This window comes from Serratia sp. BNK-10, from assembly GCF_047456065.1.
In the GTDB taxonomy this organism is placed as follows: Bacteria; Pseudomonadota; Gammaproteobacteria; order Enterobacterales; family Enterobacteriaceae; genus Serratia; species Serratia ureilytica.
In genome coordinates this window covers 3984913-3999836 of the sequence record NZ_CP179894.1, presented here as the reverse complement: position 1 = coordinate 3999836, position 14924 = coordinate 3984913, and the positions used below count along the sequence as shown (strand labels likewise).

Below are 14924 nucleotides of genomic sequence, written 5' to 3'. Positions count from 1 at the left end.
ATGGGCAACAACCTTAAATTTCGTCCGGACGGGGCCGCCGTCGGTTTACTGGCGTTGCTGCTGGCGGTGGTGCTCGCCTTCAGCCTGCTGATGCCGGGGCGCTTCTTCAGCGGCGCCACCTTCACCAGCGTGGCCTTCCAGCTGCCGGAGCTGGGCCTGCTGACGCTGGCGATGTTCATTCCGATCCTCAGCGGCGGCCTGAACCTGTGCATTATCGCCAGCGCCAACCTGACCAGCCTGCTGATGGCCTGGCTGTTCATCAGCTACCTGCCGGCGGACGCCGGGCTGGGCTTGCAGGCGCTGTGGCTGGCCTTGGCGCTGGCGGCGGCGATGCTGCTGGCCGGGCTTATCGGCGCGGCGACCGGCGCACTGGTGGCCTACGTCGGCGCGCACCCGATTCTGGTGACGCTGGCCACCATGACCACGGTCAACGGCATCGGCATCTACCTGACGCGCGGCGCAGCCCTGAGCGGCATGCCGGAGATCGTGCGGTTTATCGGCGCCGAGAGCGTGCTGGGCGTGCCGGTGCCACTGTGGATCTTCCTGGCGGTCGCCGCCTTGCTGGCGCTGTTCCTGCAGAAAACACGGCTCGGCAAATGCATCTACATGAGCGGCAGCAACATCAACGCCACCCACTTCAGCGGCGTGAATACCCATCGGGTGCTGATCGCCATTTACACCCTCTCCAGCCTGCTGTGCGTCATTGCCGGGCTGGTGATGATGGCGCGCTTCAACTCGGCGCGTATGGGCTACGGCGACTCTTACCTGCTGCTGACGGTGCTGGCGATCATTCTGGGCGGCACCGATCCGTTCGGCGGTTTTGGCCGGGTCAGCGGCGTGGTGCTGGCGCTGATCGTGCTGCAGGTGATCGCGACCGGTTTGAATCTGATGAACGTCAGCCCGCATTTCAGTCTGGCGATGTGGGGCGCCGTGCTGATCGCGGTGCTGGCGCTGAAGTTTTTCCGGCATCGCTATCGGCAGCGGCGGGCGATGCGCCGCAGCGCGGCCCAGGCCAGAACCGCGGCGGGCCACTGATCCTTTTCCCTTTTGCGCAGGATAACGCTAATGAAATACCAGATTTCGCCTTCACTGATGTGCATGAACCTGATGGATATCCGCCAGCAATTGGCGGTGCTGAACCGCCGCGCCGATATGCTGCATATCGACATCATGGACGGGCATTACGTTAAAAACATCACGCTGTCGCCGTTCTTTATCGAACAGATCCGCCCGCACACTTCGTTGTTGCTGGATGTGCATCTGATGGTGGAGAACCCGACCGACTTTATCGAGCCAATCGCCCGCGCCGGCGCGGACTTTATCTGCCCGCACGCTGAAACCATCAACCGCGACGCGTTTCGGGTGATCAATCAAATCCGCGCGCTGGGCAAAAAAGTGGGGGTGGTGCTGAACCCGGCCACGCCGGTGGAGTTTATTCGTCACTACCTTCACCTGCTGGACAAGGTCACCGTCATGACCGTCGATCCGGGCTATGCCGGGCAGCCGTTTATTCCCGAAATGCTGGAAAAGATCCGCCAATTGCGCGATCTGAAAAGCCAACAAAATCTGCGCTATCTGATCGAGATCGACGGATCCTGCAACCAGCGCACTTACCGCGATCTGATGGGCGCCGGTGCAGAAGTGTTGATCGTCGGCAGCTCCGGGCTGTTCAATCTCGATCCGGATCTGGAGACGGCATGGGAAAAAATGCTGGATCAGATGCGGCAGGCGGCCTGAGGCGGGGGACATGATGCGGTATTTTCTTGGCGTTGACGTCGGCGGCACCAATACCCGCCTGCTGTTGATGGATGATGAAGGTGAATTCAGCGGTTACCGCAAGATAGCGACCGCCGACTGGGCGCGGCAGGCCGATCCGCTGGCGGCGTTGGGCCGGCTGATCGCCGGGCAGTGCCAAGATCGTCAGGTGGCGCAGGTGATGCTGGGGCTGCCGGGGATCCTCAGCCGCGATCGCTCGCGGGTGCTGTCGCTGCCGTTTATCCCGGCGCTGGACGCTCAGCCGGTGGCGGCGTTGTTGGCCGATTTGCTGGCGCTGCCGGTGCGAATGGACAAGGACGTCAATCATCTGCTGTGGTGGGATCTGCAGCAGCTGCCGGCGTTGCCGCAGGTGGCGGTCGGGCTGTATCTGGGCACCGGCATGGGCAACAGCCTGTGGCTGAACGGCGATTTCTACCACGGCGCGCACGGCGCCGCCGGCGAGCTGGGGCACATTCCCTGGCCGGGCCATCAGGGCGAATGCCCGTGCGGTAAACGGGGCTGCGTCGAGAGTCTGACGTCCGGTCACTGGCTAACCGGCTGGGCGCGCGCCAACGCGGCGCAAACGCCGTTTGACCGGCTGTTCGAACGCCACGGCGATCATCCTGATCTGCAGCGCTTCGTCGAGCGATTGGCGCAGACCATCGCCGTCGAAATGAACGTGATCGACCCCCAGCGCCTGATCCTGGGCGGCGGCGTGATCGCCATGCGCGGTTTTCCGTTGGTGCGGTTGGAGCAGGAAATCCGCCGTCATCTGCGCGCGCCGCAGCCGGCGCAGGGGCTGACGATCTCCGTCAGCCGCCTCGGCGATGAAACCGGCAGCAAAGGCGCCTGTCTGGCCGCCCGGCGCCACCTCCAATTGAGCAGGGAGTACCAGCAATGAAAGGCAAAGTCTGCGTGTTCGGTTCGTTCAACCTGGATATCGTCGCCGGCATGGCGCGCTTTCCGCAGCCCGGCGAATCGCTGATCGCCCGTAACAGCATGATGGGCGCGGGCGGCAAGGGCGCCAACCAGGCGACCGCCGCGCTGCGCGCCGGGGCGCGGGTGCATTATATCGGCAAGGTGGGGCGCGACGACTTCGGCACCTTCGCCCGGCGCCACCTCGCCGCCGCCGGTTTCGATGCGGTGACGCTGTTCTCTACCGGCGATTGCCCCACCGGCAATGCGCTTATCTACGTTGCCGGCGAGGATGCGGAAAACATGATCGCCGTCGATCCCGGCGCCAATCTGACGGTCAGCGAAGACGAGGTGCGTCAGTGCCGGCCGGCGATCGCCGCGGCGGATATTCTGCTGACTCAATTGGAGAACAACCTGCCGGCGATCGAGCAGGTGATCGCCATTGCCCGCGAAGCGCAAACGTTCATCATACTCAACCCGGCGCCGTTTCAGCCGGTGCCGGACAGCCTGTTGGCGCAGGTCGATCTGCTGACGCCCAACGCCACCGAGTGCACGTTGCTGACCGGCGTGCCGGTGCGCGATGTGGCTTCGGCGCGCCAGGCAGCGCAGGTGTTGCACGCCAAGGGCATTCGTTTGCTGATCGTGACGTTGGGCACGCAGGGGGCGTTGTTCTCGGACGGGGAAAACAGCGAACTGATCCCGGCGTTTCCGGCACAGCCGAAAGACACCACCGGCGCGGGCGATGCGTTTAACGGCGCCCTGGCGGCGCAGCTGGCGAATCAGGTGCCGTTAGCCGAGGCGGTGCGCTTTGCCGCCGCCTATGCGGCGGTCTGCGTGGAGCGCGCCGGTGCGGCGGGATCGATGCCGAGCTATGAGGAGGCGTTGGAACGCCAACGGACGTTCGCGTGACGATAACGGGCTGCGGCGCGGAGGCGGCAGCCCGGTTCCCTTATTTCAACCAGCCTTTGCGCTGCGCGTCCCGCAGATGTTGCTCCAGGTGGCGCCACAGCTCGGGATGCACGTCGGCGATCGCCGCATTGCGCGACAGTACCTGCTCCAGGCTGATGCCGTTTTCCACCCAGCTCTGGCCTTCGTTGTGCAGGTTCATCAGCATCGGCATGGTGCGATCCAGCAGCAAGGCGAAGCGGGCATCGGCGCTTTCGCCATCTTCATACTCCTGCCATAAAGCGGTGAAATACTCGCGCTGTGTCTGCGGCAGCATGCCGAACAGACGGCGCGCCGCCGCCACTTCCTGATCGTGGATCGCCGCGCGGGCGGCCAGATCGTAGACCAGCACGTCACCGGCGTCGATTTCCACGATGTCATGCAGCAGCGCCATCTGGATCACGCGCTGAATGTCTACGTCATCACCGGCGTACGGGGCCAGGCTCATGGCGGCGATGGCGAAGTGCCAACTGTGTTCGGCGGAGTTTTCCTGGCGCTGGGTGCCCAGTACTTTGGTGCGGCGTTGCACGCCTTTCAACTTATCGATTTCCATCAGGAACTGGATGGCCTGGGTCATTGAACCGAAATCTAACGCGGGTACAGCGGATGACATGGTGTAAACCTCAAGGTGGGTGGGTTGAAGCCTGACGATTGTAGACCACCGGGCAGGGGATTTCGATGGTTACACGCGTTCACATTTTTATTTTAGCGTACACGTGTACACTGGAATTATTCTCAGTTAAGCTGCTTTGCGTTAATTTCGAACAAAGCAGGGCATTTTGAGGGGTTGCGCGTTATGGGGAAAACGGACGTAGTGAAAGCCGGGACCAATAAGATTGTCGCCGCGGCTTATCCGTGGGCGGAAGAGATCGCCAACAGCATCAGCCACGGCATCGGGCTGGTGTTCGGCATCGTCGGCCTGGTGTTGCTGTTGGTGCAGGCGGTGAATACCGGCGCCGATACGACGGCCATCACCAGTTACAGCCTGTACGGCGGCAGTATGATCCTGCTGTTTCTCGCTTCCACGCTGTACCATGCGATTCCGCATCAGAAGGCCAAGCATTGGCTGAAAAAGTTCGATCACTGCGCCATTTATCTCCTGATTGCCGGCACTTACACGCCGTTTTTGCTGGTGGGGCTGGATTCGCCGCTGGCGAAGGGATTGATGGCGGTAATCTGGGGGTTGGCGCTGCTCGGCGTGCTGTTCAAACTGGCCTTCGCCCACCGTTTTGAAGCCCTGTCGTTGGTGACCTACCTGACGATGGGCTGGCTGTCGCTGATCGTGATTTATCAGTTGGTCACGCGGCTGGAGGCCGGCGGCGTCACGCTGCTGGCGATCGGCGGGGTGGTCTATACCCTGGGCGTGATTTTCTACGCTTCCAAGCGCATTCGCTTTGGCCACGCCATCTGGCACGGCTTTGTGCTCGGCGGCAGCGCCTGCCATTTCATGGCGATCTACCTGTACGTCTAAGCGTTGCCGCTACGTCTGAATGCGTATTGAACTGGCGCCTCTTTTGTTTTAAAAAAGAGGCGCTTGCTTCTTTCGGGTATCCAGCAAGCCCGTTCCTTCATTTCTGAGCCCGCATACCGTTTCTTTAACCTCTGTTCAGGACTCACCAAGATGATCGTTCGCTTATCCAAAGCGCTGCTGGTCTGCGCTATCGCCTTGTTCGCTTCGCTGGTCGCCTTCGGCAACATCACCGACTACGGCTCCAACTTCGCCTTTGTGCGCCATGTCTTTATGATGGACACGATTTTCCCCGACGCCACCATCGGCTATCGCTCGATACAGACGCCGTGGCTGCATCACGCCGGTTATATTTTCATCATCGCGCTGGAAAGCCTGACCGCGCTGCTGTGCTGGATCGGCGGCCTGCGACTGTTGGGCGGCCTGAAACTGCCCGCCAGGGCCTTTAACAGCCGCAAAAAGCTGGCGGTGGTCGGCCTGACGCTGGGCTTCCTCACCTGGCAGGTCGGTTTCATGTCGATAGGCGGCGAGTGGTTCGGCATGTGGATGTCGAAGCAGTGGAACGGCGTTCCCGATGCCTTTCGTTTCTTCATCACCATCATTTTGGTGCTGATTTATCTGGTGCAGCGCGACGGGGAGTTGGACGAGTAACGAAGATGGCCGCAGGCAGGGCGCCTGCGGCCGACGAATTATTTCTCTTCGGCCAGCGAGTAGGGCAACGGTTTGATCGCCAACTGGCTGGCGACATCGTCGCGCACCCGCAGCTTGCTGTCGGCGTCCAAATCGTTGTTCATTACCACCTGCACCCACAGCGTGCCGTCGGCCAATTGGCTCGACGCCAGTACGGTGCCGGTGCGGCGCCAGTTTTCACCCAGCTGCAGCTCCAGATCTTCCGCCGCCTGCGGGGCGCGAGCGGCTTTACCTTCCAGCCAGTAGAGCGCGCGTTTGTTGGCGCCGCGGAATTTGGCGCGCGCCACCATCTCCTGGCCGGTATAGCAGCCCTTGCTGAAGCTGATGCCTTCCAGCGCCTGCAGGTTGGTGGCCTGCGGGATCAGCTGCGCGCTGTTGGCGGCGTCGATAATCGGATAACCGGCTTCGATCTCCAGCGCCAGCCACTGGCTGCTGTCATTCAGTTCCGCCTGATCATGCAGTTTGCCGATCAGCTGTTCGGCCACGGCGGGGCGGGTCACCAGCAGAAAACGTTCCGCCGGCGCAGCGAAGTGCAGCAGCGTGGTTTCGCCTTCCTGCACCACCGGGTGCTCGGCACTCGGCAGCGTGGCGAACAGGCCCGCCAGCGCGGCGCGCGCCTGGAAACCGGCGACCCCCAGCAATACCGCGTCATTATCGGCGGCGATGGTGACTTTGGAAAACACCGCATATTTTTTGATTTCAGCCAGTTGGCTGTCCAGCACGCTGCGGCGCTCCAGATAGGCGAAGCCTTCGCCACGGTGGAACAGACGCAGGTTGCTCCACATTTTGCCCTTGGCGTCGCAGTGGGCGCACAGCACGTGTTGATCGGCCGCCAGCGCGTCGATGTCCGCCGTCACCTGGCCCTGGAGATATTTCACCGCGTCCGGCCCGTTCAGCGTCACCAGCGCCCAATCTTCCAGCGAGATCAGCATCAGGGGCAGATGGGTGGAAGCGGAGGGCTGACGGGGTGGGAATGGAATGTTATGCGCCATAGTAAGTTCCTGCTCAACGTTTAGCTTACCTGAAGGGTATTGAACCCATGGTAAAAGAGGCGGCGGGCTTTGCAAACTGTTATTCGCGCCGCGGCGCCGGGGGGCGCTTTTTTTGGCATTTTGCGCTTTATTGCGTTTTCCGCCACAAAGCGCCTTCCCGGCGTGTATGTCAAATTGTTACTCTATAGGCTTGCGGCCAGGGCACCCTTGCAGACAGATCCCCGGTTGATGGAATTATATTGCGACGGCGTTGCCATACAGTGTGTCATTTGAACCCTGCGCTGGCGCTGCCGCGCTGAAAAGAGGTGAGTCATAACAACATGGATATTAACAACAAAGCACGTATTCACTGGGCTTGCCGTCGTGGCATGCGCGAGCTGGACATCTCCATCATGCCGTTCTTCGAATACGAATACGACAGCCTGAATGACGCGGACAAGGCGCTGTTCATCCGTCTGCTCGAGTGCGACGATCCCGATTTGTTCAACTGGCTGATGAATCATGGCGCGCCGCAGGACAGCGAGCTGCAAAGAATGGTGACCCTGATCCAAACGCGAAATAAAGATCGTGGCCCAGTGGCGATGTGATATCCGCATTTCCTGGCGCACCCAGCTGTTCTCTCTGTTGACCCACGGCGTCCTGATCCTGCTGATACTGATTTCGCCCTGGCCGGAAGGCTTTGGTCCGCTCTGGCTGGTGTTGCTGACGCTGGTGGTGTTTCAGTGCATTCGCAGCCAGAAGCGCATCGCTGCGGTGCAGGGTGAACTGCGGCTGCTGGCGGACAGGCGTTTCAGTTGGCACGGCCGAGAATGGCGGCTGGCGAAAAAGCCTTGGATGCCGGGCTACGGCCTGCTGCTGACGTTACAGCCTATGGAGGGCAAAAAGCGCCGTCGGCTGTGGCTGGCTTCCGACTGCATGAGCAAAGAGGAGTGGCGCCACCTGCGGCAGCTGTTGCTGTATCCGCCGGCGGGTGACGGCGAACAAGACTGATAGGGGGCGCCGGCGCGAATCATTCCGCCGGCGCTCGGCGTTTGGGGAAGATCGCCTGATAGCGGCTACAGCAGCGGCTCCATTTCCAACAGGATCTGTTCGCACCATTGTTGCAGGCGCTCTTCGCTCAGATCGTATTGGTTGACCTCATCGAGCGCCAGGCCGACGAAGTGTTTGCCGTCGGCGCTCAGCGGTTTGGGGCTGGTGAACTCGAAGCCCTCAGTTGGCCAGAAGCCGATGAACTGCACGCCCAGCGGTGCGATGTGATCGTGCAGCATACCCAGCGCGTCGAGGAACCACTCGCCGTAACCGAGTTGATCGCCCATGCCGTACATGGCGACGATCTTGCCTTTCAGATCCAGCGCCGGCAGCTGCGGCCAGATCGCTTCCCAGTCTTCCTGCAGTTCGCCGAAATCCCAGGTCGGGATGCCGAGGATGAGAATGGAATAGTCCTCCATCAGCTTGGGCGAGACGTCTTTCAGGTTGTGCAGGTCGACCAGGTCTTCACCCAGAATCTCACGGATTTTTTCTGCCGCCATCTCGGTGTAGCAGGTGCTGGAGCCGTAAAACAGACCAATCTTCATGTGTAAACCGTTACGTTGCTGTTTAGAGAATTGCAGCGAGTATACCTGATTTGCGTCGGCTTAAGGCATAATGGCGCGGGTGGAAATGCAACGAAGAGAGGACCGCGTGCAACAGCAAGACAATGCGCTGATTGAACAATTCCTGGATGCGCTGTGGCTTGAGCGCAATCTGGCGGAAAATACGCTGGCCTCCTACCGGCTGGATTTGCAGGCCCTGGGCGCCTGGCTTGGCCAGCAAAACACCGACTTGCTGCAGGCTCAGGCCTTGGATCTGCAGGCGTTTCTCGCCGAGCGGGTGGACGGCGGCTACAAGGCCACCAGCTCCGCGCGCTTGCTGAGCGCCATGCGTCGCCTGTTTCAGTATCTGTACCGCGAAAAGCTGCGCGCCGACGATCCCACCGCGCAGCTGGCTTCCCCGAAGCTGCCGCAGCGTTTGCCGAAGGATCTGAGCGAGGCGCAGGTCGATGCGCTGCTGCAGGCGCCCTGCGTCGATCAGCCGCTGGAGCTGCGCGACAAGGCGATGCTCGAGGTGTTGTACGCGACCGGGCTGCGGGTCTCTGAGCTGGTGGGGTTGAACATCAGCGATGTCAGCCTGCGTCAGGGCGTGGTGCGGGTGATCGGCAAGGGCAACAAGGAGCGGCTGGTGCCGCTGGGCGAAGAAGCGGTCTACTGGATCGAAAATTATCTGGAGCACGGTCGCCCGTGGCTGGTCAACGGCCAGACGCTGGATGTGCTGTTCCCCAGCAACCGGTGTCAGCAAATGACCCGACAGACGTTCTGGCATCGCATCAAACACTATGCCATCCTTGCGGGCATCGACAGCGAGCGTCTGTCGCCGCACGTGTTGCGGCACGCGTTCGCCACCCATTTGCTGAACCATGGGGCCGATCTCCGTGTCGTACAGATGTTGTTAGGCCACAGCGATCTCTCGACCACGCAAATTTATACTCATGTAGCGACCGAACGACTGAAACAGCTACATCAACAGCATCACCCGCGCGCCTGAGCGGCGGGTTCGAAAGGATTGGAACAATGAAAAAAGGTTTAATGCTGCTCTCTCTGCTGGTGGCTTCGGTGGCCGGCGCCGCCCATGCCGATGACGCGGCGATCAAAAAAGCGCTCGCCAGCCTGGGCATTCAGCAGGCGGACGTGCAGCCTTCGCCGGTCAACGGCCTGAAAACCGTGCTGACCGACAGCGGCGTGCTGTACGCCTCCGAAGACGGCAAGCACATCCTGCAGGGCCCGCTGTTCGACGTCAGCGGCAAAGAGCCGGTCAACGTGACCAACCAACTGCTGAGCACCAAGATGGAAGCGCTGAAAGATCAGATGATCGTTTACAAAGCGCCGAAAGAGAAACACGTGATCACCGTGTTCACCGATATCACCTGCGGTTACTGTCACAAACTGCATCAGCAGATGAAAGAGTACAACGATCTGGGCATTACCGTGCGTTACCTGGCGTTCCCGCGCCAGGGGCTGGCTTCCCAGGCTGAAAAAGACATGCAGTCGATCTGGTGCACCGCCGACAAGGCCAAGGCGTTCGACGCCGCCATGAAGGGCGACGCCGTTTCTCCGGCGACCTGCAAAACCGACATCAGCAAGCATTACGAGCTGGGCGTGCAGTTCGGCATTCAGGGCACGCCGGCCATCATCCTGGAAAACGGCATGATGATCCCGGGCTATCAGGGGCCGAAAGAGATGGCCGCCATGCTGGACGCGCATCAGGCCGCCACCAAAGCCGGTGGTTAATCGCCGGTGAGTATCAAAACGCAACTACGCCGCCGCCCGGCGGCGGACGACACGCATCTGCCCGCCAGTTTGCCGCCGCTTCTGCGCCGGCTTTACGCCCTGCGCGGCGTGCAGGCTGAGCAAGAGCTGGAGCGCGGCGTTAAGGGCATGCTGCCCTGGCAACAGCTGGACGGCATCGACGACGCCGTCAGCCTGTTGCAGCAAGCGCTGGCCGACGGTCGCCGCATCATGGTGGTGGGCGATTTCGACGCCGATGGCGCCACCAGCACCGCGCTGACGGTGCTGGCGCTGCGCAGCATGGGCGGCGCAGCCGTCGATTATCTGGTGCCTAACCGTTTCGAAGACGGTTACGGCCTGAGCCCCGAAGTGGTGGAGCAGGCGGCGGCGCGCGGCGCAGAACTCATTGTTACCGTCGATAACGGCATCTCCTCCCACGCCGGCGTCGACGTGGCGCACGCCAAAGGCATGCAGGTGCTGGTGACCGATCACCACCTGCCGGGCGAGACCCTGCCGGCGGCTGAAGCGATCGTTAACCCCAACCTGCGCGGCTGCGCCTTCCCGTCCAAATCGCTGGCGGGGGTAGGCGTGGCGTTCTACCTGATGCTGGCGCTGCGCGCCCGGCTGCGGGACAGCGGCTGGTTCGAGCAGCGCGCGCTGGCGATGCCGAATCTGGCGGAACTGCTGGATCTGGTGGCGCTCGGCACCGTGGCCGACGTGGTGCCGCTGGACGCCAACAACCGCATTCTGGTGTATCAGGGATTAAACCGCATCCGCGCCGGCAAATGCCGACCGGGCATCCGCGCGCTGCTCGAAGTGGCCAACCGCGACGCCCGCCAACTGGCGGCCAACGATCTCGGTTTCGCCCTCGGCCCGCGGCTCAACGCCGCCGGCAGGCTGGACGACATGTCGATCGGTGTGGCGCTGCTGCTGAGCGACGACATCGCGCAGGCGCGCATGCTGGCCAACGATCTCGACGCCTTGAACCAGACGCGACGCGAGATAGAGCAGGGCATGCAGGTGGAAGCCCTGCAGCTGTGCGATCAGCTGGAGCGCACCAGCACCGAGCTGCCTTACGGGCTGGCGATGTATCATCCGGAATGGCATCAGGGTGTGGTGGGCATCCTCGCTTCGCGCATCAAAGAGCGTTTCCACCGTCCGGTGATCGCTTTCGCACCGGCGGGCGACGGCATCCTGAAAGGCTCCGGCCGTTCGGTGCCCGGCTTGCACATGCGCGACGCGCTGGAGCGGCTGGATACGCTGAACCCCGGGCTGATGATGAAGTTCGGCGGCCACGCGATGGCGGCCGGGCTGTCGCTGGAAGAGGCTAAATTCGACGAGTTCCGCCAGCGTTTCGGCGAGCTGGTGGGCGAATGGCTCGATCCGGCGATGTTGGAAGGGGTGATCTGGTCCGATGGCGAACTGGCGATGCAGGAGCTGTCGTTGACGACGGCGGAGCTGCTGCGCGAGGGCGGCCCGTGGGGCCAGGCGTTCCCGGAACCGACCTTCGACGGCAAGTTCCGCATCCTGCAGCAGCGGTTGGTGGGTGAGAAACACCTGAAGCTGATGGTGGAACCGCTTGGCGGCGGCCCGTTGCTCGACGGCATCGCATTCAACGTGGACACCACGCTGTGGCCGGACAGCAGCGTGCGCGAAGTGGAACTGGCCTACAAACTCGACGTCAACGAGTTTCGCGGCAACCGCAACGTGCAACTGCTGATCCAGCACCTTTGGCCGCGCTGAGGCGAAATTGAACACAACTCGGGGATTGGGCTCTCCAATCCCCGGCATCCTTCCCGATCGCCACAAAAACTGACCAACTCGCTATAAACTGCCGCCCGGATCCGTTAGAATTAGCGGTTCCAATGGCATTCCGCCATCGACGACATCAACGTAAAAGAACGCAAAACCATGTTTGAAATTAACCCGGTAAAAAACCGAATTCAGGACCTGTCCGAGCGGACTGCGGTTCTTAGGGGGTATCTTTGACTATGATGCCAAGAAGGAACGCCTAGAAGAAGTCAACGCCGAGCTGGAGCAGCCGGACGTTTGGAACGAACCGGAGCGCGCACAGGCGCTCGGCAAAGAGCGCGCCGCGCTGGAAGCCATCGTTGAAACCATCGATCACCTGCAGCAGGGCAGCGAAGACGTCAGCGGTCTGCTGGAGCTGGCGGTGGAAGCCGACGATGAAGAGACCTTTAACGAAGCGGTCGCCGAACTCGATCAACTGATCGCCAAGCTCGAGCAGCTGGAATTCCGCCGCATGTTCTCTGGCGAATACGACAGCGCCGACTGCTATCTGGACATTCAGGCCGGCTCCGGCGGCACCGAAGCGCAAGACTGGGCCAGCATGCTGCTGCGCATGTACCTGCGCTGGGCCGAAGCCAAGGGCTTCAAGACCGAAGTGATCGAAGAGTCCGACGGCGACGTTGCGGGCCTGAAATCGGCCACCATCAAGATCATCGGCGACTACGCGTTCGGCTGGTTGCGCACTGAAACCGGCGTTCACCGCCTGGTGCGCAAGAGCCCGTTCGACTCCGGCGGCCGTCGCCACACCTCGTTCAGCTCGGTGTTCATCTACCCGGAAGTGGACGACGATATCGACATCGATATCAACCCGGCGGATCTGCGCATCGACGTGTACCGCGCCTCCGGTGCGGGCGGTCAGCACGTCAACAAAACCGAATCCGCCGTACGTATTACTCACCTGCCAACCAACATCGTGGTGCAGTGCCAGAACGATCGTTCTCAGCATAAGAACAAGGATCAAGCGTTTAAACAGCTGCGAGCCAAGCTGTACGAGTTTGAGATGCAAAAGAAAAATGCTGATAAACAGGCGATGGAAGACAACAAGTCCGACATCGGCTGGGGCAGCCAAATCCGTTCTTACGTGCTGGATGACTCCCGCATCAAGGATTTGCGCACCAACGTCGAAACGCGTAACACGCAGGCCGTACTGGATGGCGACCTGGATAAATTCATTGAGGCAAGTTTGAAAGCCGGGTTATGAGGAATAGAAATGTCTGAACAACAAGTACAGGGCGCCGATCAGGCGCTGGATCTCAATAACGAGCTGCAGTCCCGCCGCGAGAAACTGGCCGGCCTGCGTGAGAACGGCATTGCGTTCCCGAACGACTTCCGTCGCGACTCCACCTCCGACAAACTGCACGCCGCGTACGGCGATAAAGACAACGAAGAGCTGGAAGCGCTGGGCGTAGAAGTGACCGTCGCCGGCCGCATGATGACCCGCCGCATTATGGGCAAGGCATCCTTCGTTACGCTGCAGGACGTGGGCGGCCGCATTCAGCTGTACGTCGCGCGCGACGATCTGGCTGAAGGCGTGTACAACGAGCAGTTCAAGAAGTGGGACCTGGGCGATATCCTCGGCGCGTGCGGCAAGCTGTTCAAAACCAAGACCGGCGAACTGTCGATCCACTGCACCGAACTGCGTCTGCTGACCAAAGCGTTGCGTCCGCTGCCGGACAAATTCCACGGCCTGGCGGATCAGGAAACCCGTTACCGCCAGCGTTACCTGGATCTGATCGCCAACGAAGAGTCGCGCAACACCTTCAAGGTGCGTTCTCAGGTGATGTCGGCTATCCGTAACTTCATGGTGGAACGCGGCTTCATGGAAGTCGAAACCCCGATGATGCAGGTGATCCCGGGCGGCGCGTCGGCGCGTCCGTTCATCACCCACCACAATGCGCTGGATATCGACATGTACCTGCGCATTGCGCCGGAACTGTATCTGAAGCGTCTGGTGGTCGGCGGCTTTGAGCGCGTGTTCGAAATCAACCGCAACTTCCGCAACGAAGGCGTTTCTCCGCGTCATAATCCAGAGTTCACCATGATGGAACTCTACATGGCTTACGCGGATTACAAAGACCTGATCGAGCTGACCGAGACGCTGTTCCGCACCCTGACCGAGAAAGTGCTGGGCACCTCTCAGGTGCAGTACGGCGACGAAGTGTTCGACTTCGGCAAGCCGTTCGAGAAGCTGACCATGACCGAGGCGATCAAGAAATACCGTCCGGAAACCGATCTGGCTGACCTGGCCGACATGGGCAAAGCGGTGTCCATCGCGGAATCCATCGGCATCAAGGTTGAGAAGAGCTGGGGCCTGGGCCGCGTCGTGACCGAGATCTTCGAAGAAGTGGCGGAAAGCCATCTGATTCAGCCGACCTTCATCACCGAGTACCCGGCTGAAGTGTCGCCGCTGGCGCGCCGCAACGACGTGAACCCGGAAATCACCGACCGCTTCGAGTTCTTCATCGGCGGCCGTGAAATCGGCAACGGCTTCTCCGAGCTGAACGACGCCGAAGACCAGGCGCAGCGCTTTGCCGATCAGGTGAACGCCAAAGACGCCGGCGACGACGAAGCGATGTTCTACGACGAAGACTACGTCACCGCGCTGGAGCACGGCCTGCCGCCGACCGCCGGTCTGGGCATCGGCATCGACCGCATGGTGATGCTGTTCACCAACAGCCACACCATCCGCGACGTGATTCTGTTCCCGGCGATGCGCCCGCAGAAATAATCGCGTTTAGCGTGCAACAACCGGTGCGGGCAACTGCGCCGGTTTTTTTTCGTCTACGAGACTTAACCGCTTAAAACATCGACAGTTACGCGCCATCTCCGCTTGCCCGCCGCCGATAACCGGTTATAATGCCTGTCGCACACCGATGCGGGTGTAGTTCAATGGTAGAACGGCAGCTTCCCAAGCTGCATACGAGGGTTCGATTCCCTTCACCCGCTCCAAGCCCGTTTACTCCTTCGTCTTACACGTTCACAGCACGCGTTATTTCCCGTTTCAGCCTCTGGCACTCATCTCGCCGAAGT

The 14924-nt window shown here is 61.1% G+C and carries 16 protein-coding genes and 1 tRNA gene; 14 read left to right on the top strand and 3 right to left on the bottom strand.

The annotated features are described in order from the left end of the window. The 4 genes from ACMGG9_RS19250 to rbsK are packed head-to-tail and all read left to right on the top strand — an operon-like array spanning position 1 to position 3579. Positions 1–1035, top strand: coding sequence for an ABC transporter permease (locus ACMGG9_RS19250; RefSeq protein ID WP_033652172.1), 1035 nt, complete (start codon positions 1–3; stop codon positions 1033–1035). A gap of 30 nt (positions 1036–1065) precedes the next feature. Continuing rightward, positions 1066–1737 (top strand): D-allulose 6-phosphate 3-epimerase, encoded by a 672-nt coding sequence (alsE, locus tag ACMGG9_RS19245; RefSeq protein WP_033644765.1) that lies wholly within the window; start codon positions 1066–1068, stop codon positions 1735–1737. A 10-nt stretch (positions 1738–1747) separates the two neighbouring features. After that, entirely contained in the window at positions 1748–2656 is a 909-nt protein-coding gene (gene alsK, locus ACMGG9_RS19240) for an allose kinase (RefSeq protein WP_164107279.1), read from the top strand. Next, the gene (gene rbsK, locus ACMGG9_RS19235) at positions 2653–3579 is read left to right on the top strand and encodes a ribokinase (protein WP_033644768.1); all 927 of its coding nucleotides are present in this window, start codon (positions 2653–2655) and stop codon (positions 3577–3579) included. Before alsK ends, rbsK begins: the two co-directional genes overlap by 4 nt. 40 nt (positions 3580–3619) lie before the next feature. Here rbsK and ACMGG9_RS19230 read toward each other — a convergent pair whose 3' ends face one another. Beyond that, positions 3620–4228, bottom strand: a complete 609-nt coding sequence (locus ACMGG9_RS19230) for an HD domain-containing protein (RefSeq protein ID WP_047573791.1) — start codon at positions 4226–4228, stop codon at positions 3620–3622. A 183-nt stretch (positions 4229–4411) separates the two neighbouring features. Here ACMGG9_RS19230 and trhA point away from each other — a divergent pair, with 183 nt between their 5' ends. After that, positions 4412–5086: a PAQR family membrane homeostasis protein TrhA gene (gene trhA, locus ACMGG9_RS19225; protein ID WP_164057100.1), complete on the top strand. Its 675-nt coding sequence runs from the start codon at positions 4412–4414 to the stop codon at positions 5084–5086. 150 nt (positions 5087–5236) lie between these two features. Continuing rightward, positions 5237–5734, top strand: coding sequence for a DUF2165 family protein (locus ACMGG9_RS19220; RefSeq protein ID WP_414161640.1), 498 nt, complete (start codon positions 5237–5239; stop codon positions 5732–5734). Positions 5735–5772: 38 nt separating this feature from the next. On the opposite strand, the gene ygfZ is transcribed toward ACMGG9_RS19220, so the two are convergent. Further along, positions 5773–6765, bottom strand: a complete 993-nt coding sequence (gene ygfZ / locus ACMGG9_RS19215; protein WP_414161639.1) for a tRNA-modifying protein YgfZ — start codon at positions 6763–6765, stop codon at positions 5773–5775. 320 nt (positions 6766–7085) lie between these two features. On the opposite strand from ygfZ, the gene sdhE reads away from it, so the two are divergent. Beyond that, entirely contained in the window at positions 7086–7352 is a 267-nt protein-coding gene (sdhE, locus tag ACMGG9_RS19210; RefSeq protein ID WP_019455657.1) for an FAD assembly factor SdhE, read from the top strand. Further along, positions 7333–7755, top strand: coding sequence for a protein YgfX (locus ACMGG9_RS19205; RefSeq protein ID WP_042785308.1), 423 nt, complete (start codon positions 7333–7335; stop codon positions 7753–7755). The genes sdhE and ACMGG9_RS19205 overlap by 20 nt, the downstream gene beginning before the upstream one ends. Before the next feature lie 65 nt (positions 7756–7820). Here the strand turns inward: ACMGG9_RS19205 and fldB are convergent, their stop codons facing one another. Continuing rightward, positions 7821–8339, bottom strand: coding sequence for a flavodoxin FldB (gene fldB, locus ACMGG9_RS19200; RefSeq protein ID WP_033635825.1), 519 nt, complete (start codon positions 8337–8339; stop codon positions 7821–7823). Positions 8340–8445: 106 nt separating this feature from the next. On the opposite strand from fldB, the gene xerD reads away from it, so the two are divergent. The 6 genes from xerD to ACMGG9_RS19170 all read left to right on the top strand — a co-directional run bounded on the left by xerD (position 8446) and on the right by ACMGG9_RS19170 (position 14843). Next, positions 8446–9345: a site-specific tyrosine recombinase XerD gene (xerD, locus tag ACMGG9_RS19195; RefSeq protein WP_033644935.1), complete on the top strand. Its 900-nt coding sequence runs from the start codon at positions 8446–8448 to the stop codon at positions 9343–9345. Positions 9346–9371: 26 nt separating this feature from the next. Then, positions 9372–10088, top strand: a complete 717-nt coding sequence (gene dsbC, locus ACMGG9_RS19190) for a bifunctional protein-disulfide isomerase/oxidoreductase DsbC (RefSeq protein ID WP_042785306.1) — start codon at positions 9372–9374, stop codon at positions 10086–10088. 6 nt (positions 10089–10094) lie between these two features. Then, positions 10095–11828: a single-stranded-DNA-specific exonuclease RecJ gene (gene recJ / locus ACMGG9_RS19185; RefSeq protein WP_072627049.1), complete on the top strand. Its 1734-nt coding sequence runs from the start codon at positions 10095–10097 to the stop codon at positions 11826–11828. Positions 11829–11996: 168 nt separating this feature from the next. Next, positions 11997–13095, top strand: a protein-coding gene (gene prfB / locus ACMGG9_RS19180; protein ID WP_099783420.1) for a peptide chain release factor 2 whose coding sequence is annotated in 2 segments (ribosomal slippage) — positions 11997–12071 and positions 12073–13095 — 1098 coding nt in all. Because the reading frame shifts where the segments join, the coding sequence is not laid out codon by codon here. Positions 13096–13104: 9 nt separating this feature from the next. Beyond that, on the top strand, positions 13105–14622 hold the full coding sequence (gene lysS / locus ACMGG9_RS19175) for a lysine--tRNA ligase (RefSeq protein ID WP_414161638.1): 1518 nt from the start codon (positions 13105–13107) through the stop codon (positions 14620–14622). Positions 14623–14769: 147 nt separating this feature from the next. Continuing rightward, positions 14770–14843, top strand: a tRNA-Gly gene (locus ACMGG9_RS19170). Positions 14844–14924 lie beyond the last annotated feature (81 nt).